This window comes from Micrococcus sp. HMSC31B01 (assembly GCF_001816085.1).
GTDB classification, from domain to species: Bacteria; Actinomycetota; Actinomycetes; order Actinomycetales; family Micrococcaceae; genus Micrococcus; species Micrococcus luteus.
Genome location: NZ_KV825196.1, coordinates 1 through 2,153 on the forward strand (window position 1 = coordinate 1; position 2,153 = coordinate 2,153).

Consider the following 2,153-nt stretch of genomic DNA (forward strand, 5'->3'; position numbering starts at 1 on the left):
GTCCGCATGGGCGCGGGGCTCCGGCTCGACGCGGCCCGGTTCTCCGCGCTCTGGCTCGGCGGGCACTCCCGCGGGGCCGGCGCCGCGGTGCTGGCGGAGGCCGGTGTCGTGGCGGAGCTGCGGGCCGGCGCGGCGGAGGCGTTCGACGGGCTTGTGCGACCCAGCCGACCCCTGCACACCCTCGTCGGCTTCTGATACGCTGGACGAGCACATTCGTGCGCGTTTGATACATGTCCATCACGACCCACGCCGGGTGGGGCCCCTCTGGTGCCCGGATGCCGCCCACCGGCGGCATCGATCCCGACGTGACCCCCGATCCCAACGGAGTCCCTCCTACATGACCACCACTTCCAACGCCCCGCAGGTCGCCATCAACGACATCGGCTCTGCCGAGGACCTGCTCGCCGCCATCGACGCGACCATCAAGTACTTCAACGATGGCGACCTCGTCGAGGGCACCGTCGTCAAGGTGGACCGCGACGAGGTCCTGCTCGACATCGGCTACAAGACCGAGGGCGTCATCCCGTCCCGCGAGCTGTCCATCAAGCACGACGTGGACCCGGACGAGGTCGTGGCCGTGGGCGACACCGTCGAGGCCCTGGTCCTCACCAAGGAGGACAAGGAGGGTCGCCTGATCCTCTCGAAGAAGCGCGCCCAGTACGAGCGCGCCTGGGGCGACATCGAGAAGATCAAGGAGGAGGACGGCGTCGTCGAGGGCACCGTCATCGAGGTGGTCAAGGGCGGCCTCATCCTCGACATCGGCCTGCGCGGCTTCCTCCCGGCCTCCCTCGTGGAGATGCGCCGCGTGCGCGACCTGGCCCCCTACATCGGCCAGAAGCTCGAGGCGAAGATCATCGAGCTGGACAAGAACCGCAACAACGTGGTCCTGTCCCGCCGCGCCTGGCTCGAGCAGACCCAGTCCGAGGTCCGCTCCAACTTCCTCCACAAGCTGGAGAAGGGCCAGGTCCGCAACGGCACCGTGTCCTCCATCGTCAACTTCGGCGCCTTCGTGGACCTGGGCGGCGTGGACGGCCTCGTGCACGTCTCCGAGCTGTCCTGGAAGCACATCGACCACCCGTCCGAGGTCGTCGAGGTGGGCCAGGAGGTCACCGTCGAGGTCCTCGAGGTGGACATGGACCGCGAGCGTGTCTCCCTGTCGCTGAAGGCGACCCAGGAGGACCCGTGGCAGCTCTTCGCCCGCACCCACGCCCTCGGCCAGGTCGTGCCGGGCAAGGTCACCAAGCTCGTGCCGTTCGGTGCGTTCGTCCGCGTGGAGGACGGCATCGAGGGCCTCGTGCACATCTCGGAGCTGGCCTCGCGCCACATCGACACCGCCGAGCAGGTCGTGTCGGTCAACGACGAGCTGTTCGTCAAGGTCATCGACATCGACCTTGAGCGTCGCCGCATCTCCCTGTCCCTCAAGCAGGCCAACGAGGGCGTGGACCCCGAGGGCACCGAGTTCGACCCGGCGCTCTACGGCATGGCCGCGGAGTACGACGAGGAGGGCAACTACAAGTACCCCGAGGGCTTCGACGTCGAGACCAACGAGTGGATGGAGGGCTTCGAGACCGAGCGCGCCGCCTGGGAGCAGCAGTACGCCGACGCTCAGGCCCGCTGGGAGGCCCACAAGGAGCAGGTGCGCCGCTCCCTCCAGGAGGAGGCCACCGCCGGCGCCGACGCCGGTGCGGGCCTGGGCGGCTCGTCCTACTCCTCCGAGGCCCCGTCCTCGGACGGAGGCACCCTGGCCTCCGACGAGGCCCTCGCCGCCCTGCGCGAGAAGCTCACCGGCAACTGATCGCCGCGGTGCGTGACCGTCCCTGACGGCCCGCGCCGAGCACCCGACGCCCCGTCCCTCCCTCCGGAGGGGCGGGGCGTCGTCGCGTCCCGGGGGGCTGGCCGTGGGGGAGCGGACGGGACCCGACGGCCGCGCTCAGCGGCGCTCGGAGACCGTCACGGTGAACGTGCGGTCGCGCGCCGTCTGCCGGGTCGGCCCGACGAGGTCCTCCAGCACCGGCCGGTACCGCAGGTGCGAGTTCCAGACGCACCACAGCCGGCCGCCCGGCTCCAGCACCCGCGCCGCGGCCGCCACCAGCCGGTGGGCCACGGAGGGGTCCACGGCGTTGCCGTCGTGGAACGGGGGATTCAGGAGCACG

The 2,153-nt window shown here is 70.6% G+C and carries 2 protein-coding genes and 1 pseudogene; 2 read left to right on the top strand and 1 reads right to left on the bottom strand.

What is annotated here, in order from left to right:
* A pseudogene (locus tag HMPREF3105_RS07955) lies at window positions 1-195 on the top strand (GNAT family N-acetyltransferase); the annotation flags it as partial.
* A gap of 142 nt (window positions 196-337) precedes the next feature.
* Window positions 338-1,795 carry a 30S ribosomal protein S1 gene (gene rpsA / locus HMPREF3105_RS07960; RefSeq protein WP_036315338.1) on the top strand — a complete coding sequence of 486 codons (1,458 nt, stop codon included), beginning with the start codon at window positions 338-340 and terminating at the stop codon, window positions 1,793-1,795.
* A 135-nt stretch (window positions 1,796-1,930) separates the two neighbouring features.
* Here rpsA and HMPREF3105_RS07965 read toward each other — a convergent pair.
* On the bottom strand, window positions 1,931-2,153 hold a 223-nt coding region (locus HMPREF3105_RS07965; protein ID WP_137796900.1), incomplete at its 5' end, for a methyltransferase.